Source organism: Mycobacterium sp. THU-M104 (genome assembly GCF_049197365.1).
Classification (GTDB): Bacteria; Actinomycetota; Actinomycetes; order Mycobacteriales; family Mycobacteriaceae; genus Mycobacterium.
Window position 1 is genome coordinate 1 of the sequence record NZ_JBMIOP010000103.1, and the last position, 7,352, is coordinate 7,352.

A 7,352-nucleotide genomic window follows, 5' to 3' on the forward strand; every position below is an offset into this window, starting at 1 on the left:
TGTGCTCGCAGTTGTGCTCGCAGTTGTGTTCGAAGTGTTCACGCCACTTGGAGGATGCGGGCCAGCGGTTGATGATCCGCTGGATTCCGTAGCAGCCGACCGCGGGCCAGAACAGGTAATCGCAGACATTCCAGCCGTTCTTGGCGAAATCCTCGTCGTGAAAGCGCCGACCCGCCTCCGATACGACGACGCGGTAGCCATTCTCGCGACGCAGTAGCCATTCTCGCTGAGCCGCAACACGGTGACGCTCCCGCCGAAGCCCGAGCCGGTCACGAGCACGTCGTAGTCGAACGGCGCCCGGGTCACGCCCCGACCTCCTGGGCGGCGGAGGCGGGCAGGATCACGTCGAAGTCCGCGAGGCTCGCGGTCTGGGTACGGCGCTGGTATTCCCGGACCAGCCCCGGCCAGTTGGTGGTGACCCGCCCGGAGGCGGTCCGGTACCAGGAGTCGCACGTGGTCCACACGCCGGCATCGAGGCGGGATTGCACCTCGGCGTCGTAGGCCTGTTCCACGGCGGGCCGGACCTCGAACGCGCGGTGCACGCCGCCGCGGGCCAGCTCCGCGACGATCTGGCGGATGTAGCGGGCCTGCTGCTCCATCATCAGGATGATGGAGCTGCTGCCGAGGTTGGTGTTCGGGCCGTAGATCAAGAACATGTTCGGGAAGCCGGGCACGGCCATGCCCAGGTAGGCGCGCGCGCCGTCGCGCCACTGCGAGTGCAGGTCCCGGCCGTCGCGGCCGGTGATCGTCACCGGCGCGAGGAATTCGGTGGCCTTGAACCCGGTGCCGTAGACGATGACGTCCACCTCGTGCAGCCGGCCGTCGGCGGTGCGCACGCCGGTGGACGTCACCTCGGTGATCGCGGCGGTTTCGACGTTCACGTTGTCGCTTGCCAGCGCCGGGTACCAGTCGCTGCTGAACAGCACGCGCTTGCAGCCGATCGGGTAGTCCGGAGTGAGCTTGGCCCGCAGGACCGGATCTTTGATGTGGCGCCGCAGGTTTGCCGCCGCGGCGATGCCTATCAACCGGGCGAGCGGGACGACCCGGGTCAGTGCGAGCCCGAAGAACTCCGAGATCTCCCAGATCAGCTGCCTCATCGCGGCGGCGAAGCCGGGCACTGTCCGGAACGCGGCACGGTGCGCGTCGGTGTAGGCGCGGTCCGGCTTGGGCACGACATAGGGCGCCGAGCGCTGAAAGACCGTGACATGCCCGGCGTCCCGGCGAATACGCGGGACGAACTGGATGGCCGACGCGCCGGTACCGAGCACCGCGACGCGCTTGCCGGTCAGGTCGACGTCGTGGCGCCACTCGGCCGAATGGAAAGACGGCCCCGCGAAGGCGTCGAGTCCCGGGATGTTCGGCAGCGCCGGGCGCGACAGCTGGCCGACCGCGGGCACGAGCACGTCGGCCTCGAGAACCTCCCCGGACGAGGTCATCACCCGCCACGTGGCGGCGCTGTCGTCGTAGCGGGCCGACGTGACCTCGACCCCCGTGCGCACCAACTCGCGCAGACCGTACCGGTCGGCGGTGTCACGGATGTAGCCGAGGATGTCGGACTGCTCGGCGTAGCGGCGGCCCCAGTCGGTCTTGCGGGCAAACGAGTAGGAGTACAGGTTCGACGGCACGTCACAGGCGGCACCGGGATAGGTGTTCGCTCGCCAGACGCCGCCGATGTCCGCGGCTTTCTCCAGCACTGTCACGTCGGCGAGCCCGTGTTGGGACAACTCGTAGGCGGCGGCGAGGCCGCCGAAGCCGGCGCCGATCACCAGGGCGCGGGGACGACGAAGGGGCATACCTGACAACCTAGGAGCAAGCAGGAGCGGACGCATCGGCGATCGCGGACCGCAAATCAATGATTCCGGCCACGGGGGCTGAGACGGCCACCCAACGCGCGCGTGGCACCACCGACCGTTGATAGCGCGCGGGTGTCGTGCCCGTCCACCGTTTGAACGCGGCGATGAAGCTGGTCGCCTCGGCGTAGCCCAGCCGCAACGCGACGTCGTCCACCGAGAGCGCACCCGTTGCCAACAGCTCCTCGGCGAGGACCCGGTGGACCTCCTCGGCCAGATCACGGAAGGTCGTGTTCTCCTCAGCGAGACGCCGCCGCAGCGTGCGCTCACTCATCGCCAACTGCCGGGCGACGGCGGAAATCGTGTGGGGTCTGTCGTCGATCGCCGCCAAACGTTCGCGGACCCGGCGGGCCACACCGGTCCGCTGTCGACGGCGTTCCAACAATTGGTGGCATTGCTGCTCACACATCGCCACGCTCAGCTCACTCGCCTGGGGCAGCCGTTCATCGAGCAGCGCGGCCGGCCAGGATGCCACCGTGGCCGACGAGTGGTATCGCGGCGTCACGCCGAACACCTGGCGGGCCGCCGTGTCGCCCGACGGCGGCGCCGGACCCGCGAACTCGATCGACGCGAACGGGACGGTCCTGCCCAACAGTTCGGACATGACGCGGGCGATCGCCGCCAGGTCACGCCGGGTGAGGAACTGCGCGACCGGGCCGGTCAGGTCGGGCAGGTCGAGCCGCAAAGTCGCCAGCAGGCCGTCCACCGTGACACTGGGCAGGCAGAACCCGTAGCTGAGCTCGTAGAACATGGCCGCGAACCGGACGGCGTCGCCCAGCGTCGAGCTGGTCAGGCAGGCGAAGCCGAAAATCCCCAACGATCCCACGTGATAGCCGGTGCCCAAGCGCACCCCCAGGTTCGCCGGGTCGCCCAACAGGTCCACCAGGCTCGTCGCGACCGTCAGCTCCTGGCGCCCGGTGATCATCCGGCGGTGGTCGCGCAGGTCGGCATCGGACAGGCCGGCCCTCTCGAGCACGTCCGCTGCGGCCAGCCCGTTCGCGCAACCGAACTCGGTCATCAGCGCGACGCTGGCCGTGCTCCGCGGGAAGTCCCAGTGCGAGACCTGCTGTCCGGCGAAGAGCTTCACGAATGCCAGTATGGCCGATCAGGGATGTCGCAGCGCCCCGAGCGGATTCCCGCGACCACGCTAGGCGGCGGACCCTTCCTCGACGGGACCGGCTGCCGCGGCGACACTCTTGTTGCGCCGCCACCCGCGCACCGAGGCGATCGCGGTCTTGAGCCCGCGACGGCGCCCCGTCGTCGGGTCGGTGCCGGCAAAACCGGGTTCCAGTCCCGCGAACATCCGCTCGCTGCGGGTCTCGGGCGCGTCGTCGGCACTGTCGCGCAGGTACTTGTCGGGCAGCGACAGTTTGGCCAGCGTGCGCCAGGTCTTGCCGTACTGCACCAGGAACGGTCCCGTGGTGTAGGGCAGATCGTACTTGTCGCAGAGCTCGCGCACCCGCACCGAGATCTCGTGGAGCCGGCTGCTCGGCAGGTCGGGGTAGAGGTGATGCTCGATCTGGTGGCACAAGTTGCCGCTCATGAACCGCAGCGTGGGGCCGGCGTCGAAGTTGGCGCTGCCCAGCATCTGACGCAGGTACCACTGGCCCTTGGTTTCGCCGATCATGTCGGTCGTGGTGAACTTCTCGGCGCCGTCGGGGAAATGGCCGCAGAAGATGACGGCATTGGCCCAGACGTTGCGGATCACGTTGGCCAGGGCGTTGGCTTTCAGCGTCGACCGGTAGGTCGCCCCGGGCGACAGCGCGGTCAGCGCCGGGAAGGCGACATAGTCCTTGAGGACCTGCCTGCCGGCCTTGGCCAGGAACTCGTCGATCCGTTCCCGGGCCTCGTGGTGGTCCATCCGGCGCTTGACGATCTTTCCGAGCTCCACGTGCTGCAGGCCTACGCCCCATTCGAAGAGCAGGGCGAGCAGGGCGTTGTACACGAGATTGAAGACGTTGAAGCGCTTCCAGCGCTGGTCGCGGGTGACGCGCAGCAAGCCGTAGCCGACGTCGTCGTCCATCCCGAGAATGTTGGTGAACTTGTGGTGCACGAAATTGTGGGTGTAGCGCCAGTGCTTGGAGGACCCGCTCATGTCCCACTCCCACGTCGAGGAGTGGATCTCCGGGTCGTTCATCCAGTCCCACTGGCCGTGCATGACGTTGTGGCCGATCTCCATGTTCTCGATGATCTTGGCCACGCCCAGCGTCACTGTGCCCGCCCACCAGGCAGAACGTCGTGAACTGGCCGCGAGCAGCACCCGCCCGGCCACCTCGAGTGCGCGCTGGGCCGCGATGGTGCGGTGGATGTAGCGCGCGTCGCGCTCGCCGCGCGAGTCTTCGACCTCGCGGCGGATGGCATCCAGCTCGACCGCCAGGCTCTCGACGTCAGCATCGGTCAAATGCGCGAATACGTCGACGTCAGTAATCGCCATCGTCTTCAGCTCCCTATGGTTGACCGGGTGGTTGACCGGGTGGTTGACCGGGTGGTTGATCGTGGTGGTTCGCCATGCTTTGTCATGGTAACCTACGAATCCGTAGGTTACTTGTCAGTAGCTCTCAAGTGGGCTCCCAGGTGGGCTCTCAGATGTCGACCACGCAATCCCCGGAGGCGGCCGAGACGCAGGTCTGGATCCGGCTGCCGGGCTCATGTTCGCGGCCGCTTCGCAGGTCGCGAACGTGGCCGTCGACCAAGCTCACCACACACGACTGGCAGATGCCCATCCGGCAGCCGAAGGGCATCTGTACACCGGCGCCCTCGCCCGCCTCCATCAACGAGGTCGCGGCATCCGCTGCGACGGCGCGACCGCTTCGCGCGAACGTCACCGTTCCCCCCGCCCCGGCCGGCGCCGCCTTGGCCACCGCGAACCGCTCCAGGTGCAACCGATCGCCGATGCGGGCTGCCGACCACGCCTTTTCGGCCTGGGTGAGCATGCCCTCCGGCCCGCACGCCCACGTCTGGCGTTCGCGCCAGTCGGGCACCTCCCGGTCGAGTTCCGTCAGATCCAGCCGCCCCTCGATCCGGGTTTTGCGCACCCGCAATCGGTAGCCTTGCTGGTCGGCGGCCAGCGCGGCCAACTCGGCACCGAACATCACCTCGGCTTCAGTGGGGGCCGAATGCAGATGCACGACGTCGCCAATCTGATTGCGGCGCGACAACGTCCGCAACATCGACATCACCGGCGTGATCCCGGATCCTGCGGTGAGGAACAGGATCGAGCGCGGCGCCGGGTCGGGGAGCACGAAGTTGCCCTGCGGGGCGTCCAGTCGGACGATGGTGCCCGGCTCGACACCGGCGACCAGATGGGTGGAGAGGAATCCCTCGGGCATCGCCTTCACGGTGATCGTGACCGTACGCGACGCCCCGGAACGGGTGGCCGGGCTCGATGTCAGCGAATACGACCGCCAGCGCCACCTCCCGTTGACCGGGACGCCGATCCCGATGTACTGGCCCGGCTGATAGTCGAAACTGAAGCCCCAGCCCGGTTTGATCACCAGCGTCGCGGAGTCCTCCGTCTCACGGCGCACCTGAAGAATGCGGCCTCGCAGTTCCCGCGCGGACCACAGCGGATTGGCCAGGCGCAGGTAGTCGTCGGGCAGCAGCGGCGTCGTGATCCGGGCCGCTGCCGTGCGCAACGCGTGCCAGGCGGGGTGCCTGTCGGCGCCGGCGACGGTGGGACGCGTGGTCTCCACGACATTGGCGGTGACCGGGACGTATTTTTCGCCCATCGGAAGCTCCTGTCCACGACTGCTTCGCTGGGAGCAGCGCCCCCGTCGGCGTCGGTGAGGCGCAGCGCCGAAATCCTACGGTACCGTAACTTACGGTTCCGCAGTCTGGAATGCGACGTACCCGCCCGGATGTGGCCGCGCGCGGCCGGTCACCGGTCACAGCAGCTCGAGCAGAAATGGCAGCTCTTGGGTGGCATACCAGGCCAAGTCGTGGTCTTGAGCGTCGCCAACGGCCAGTTCGGCATCCTCGTCGCCGAGGTCCGCGGCGTCGATCGCCTCGATGGCCTTGACGACATCCGACTCGGCCTCGGCGGTGTCGACATAGACGGCGATCACCTGGTCCAGCTGGACGGGCGCACCGAGTTTGACGACGGCGTCGTCGAGATCGGGACGGTGTTCGGCCCCGGATCCGCCCATGTGGACCTCGGCAGTCAGCACTGCACGCCGCGGCGGCAGGCCGTCGGGCCCGGCGTCCCGTTCGGCTGCTAGCAACCGCAGCGATGCCAGCGCCGCCTCACGCAGCGCCGCCTCGGCCAGTTCGTCGTCGTCGCCCTCGGCGTAAGCCTCGCGCAACGTCGGAGTCACCGCGAACGCGATGCCGCTGACGGGCGACAGCGACCCCTGCGCAACCAGCCGCTGCAGCATCGCCAGCGTGGCGGGAACGTAGACAACGGTCACGAGACCGCCGCGCCCGCGATCAGCGTCGCCGCATGGTCCTCGACGTACCTCGACAGCTCACGCGGCGGCCGCTGGTAGTTCTGCGCCTCGATCACCCGCTTCGGCAACGTGATCTCGGGCCTTTCGACGTCGTGGTACTCGATCGTGGACAGCAGGTGGGCCATCATATTGAGCCTTGCGCGCTTCTTGATGTCCGATTCCACGACAAACCACGGGCTGACCGACGTGTCGGTGTGCACCATCATCTCGTCTTTGGCGCGCGAATAGTCCTCCCAGCGGTAGACCGATTCCAGGTCCATGGTGCTGAGTTTCCATTGCCGCACAGGATCGTTGCGCCGGGCTTTGAACCGTCGCAGCTGCTCGGCCTCGGACACCGAGAACCAATACTTGCGCAGCAGGATCCCGTCGTCGATCAGCATCTGCTCGAAGATCGGCGTCTGCCGCAAAAACAGCACATATTCCTGCGGCGTGCAGAATCCCATGACTTTCTCGATACCGGCGCGGTTGTACCACGACCGGTCGAAAAGCACGATTTCGCCTTTGGCGGGCAACTGGGCGATATAGCGCTGGTAATACCACTGCCCGCGTTCCCGGTCGGTCGGCGCCGGCAGCGCGGCGATACGCACCTCCCGGGGGTTGAGGTATTCGGTGATCCTTTTGATGGCACCGCCTTTGCCCGCCCCGTCGCGTCCCTCGAAGATGATCACCAGGCGCTCTCCGGAATGTCGCACCCACTCCTGCAACTTCACGAATTCGCTTTGCAGCCGGAATAATTCGGCCTTGTACACGGCGTTGGGAATCCCCGGCGGATCCGGGACTGCCGATTTTCTTCTCGTCGACTTCTTCTTCGGCTTCTTCTTCGGCTTTGCCGGGGCGCCGTCGCGCGTCGTGGTGCTCACAGCAACGAATGCTATATCGCTGTGATTCGACAACTCTGTGATTCGACAACTCTGTGATTCGGCAACTCTGCGATTCGGCCGCTCCAACTTTTGCGCCACACGCTAGTGGTCTTGCCCGTTAATCCGTCGGGCCCGTTCGCTGGGGTGTCGAGACTGCGGTGGCAGCGCCGAAACGCGAAAAAAGTAGCGCTGAGCAC

General features: G+C 67.1%; 6 protein-coding genes and 1 pseudogene. All 7 read right to left on the reverse strand.

Annotated features, from left to right (window positions below):
- Positions 1-73 precede the first annotated feature (73 nt).
- A pseudogene (locus ACOJVU_RS09385) lies at positions 74-306 on the reverse strand (cholesterol oxidase); the annotation flags it as partial.
- Positions 303-1,793, reverse strand: coding sequence for a flavin-containing monooxygenase (locus ACOJVU_RS09390; protein ID WP_421529523.1), 1,491 nt, complete (start codon positions 1,791-1,793; stop codon positions 303-305). The pseudogene ACOJVU_RS09385 and the gene ACOJVU_RS09390, both read right to left, overlap by 4 nt.
- 10 nt (positions 1,794-1,803) lie before the next feature.
- Positions 1,804-2,937, reverse strand: a complete 1,134-nt coding sequence (locus ACOJVU_RS09395; protein WP_421529524.1) for an AraC family transcriptional regulator — start codon at positions 2,935-2,937, stop codon at positions 1,804-1,806.
- A 60-nt stretch (positions 2,938-2,997) separates the two neighbouring features.
- The gene (locus tag ACOJVU_RS09400) at positions 2,998-4,284 is read right to left on the reverse strand and encodes a fatty acid desaturase family protein (protein WP_421529525.1); all 1,287 of its coding nucleotides are present in this window, start codon (positions 4,282-4,284) and stop codon (positions 2,998-3,000) included.
- A 148-nt stretch (positions 4,285-4,432) separates the two neighbouring features.
- A complete protein-coding gene (locus ACOJVU_RS09405; protein ID WP_421529526.1) occupies positions 4,433-5,578 on the reverse strand; it encodes a ferredoxin reductase in 1,146 nt (381 codons plus the stop codon).
- A gap of 156 nt (positions 5,579-5,734) precedes the next feature.
- On the reverse strand, positions 5,735-6,256 hold the full coding sequence (locus tag ACOJVU_RS09410; protein WP_421529527.1) for a DUF6912 family protein: 522 nt from the start codon (positions 6,254-6,256) through the stop codon (positions 5,735-5,737).
- Positions 6,253-7,155 carry a polyphosphate kinase 2 gene (gene ppk2, locus ACOJVU_RS09415; protein ID WP_421529528.1) on the reverse strand — a complete coding sequence of 301 codons (903 nt, stop codon included), beginning with the start codon at positions 7,153-7,155 and terminating at the stop codon, positions 6,253-6,255. The genes ACOJVU_RS09410 and ppk2 overlap by 4 nt, the downstream gene beginning before the upstream one ends.
- Positions 7,156-7,352: the final 197 nt, after the last annotated feature.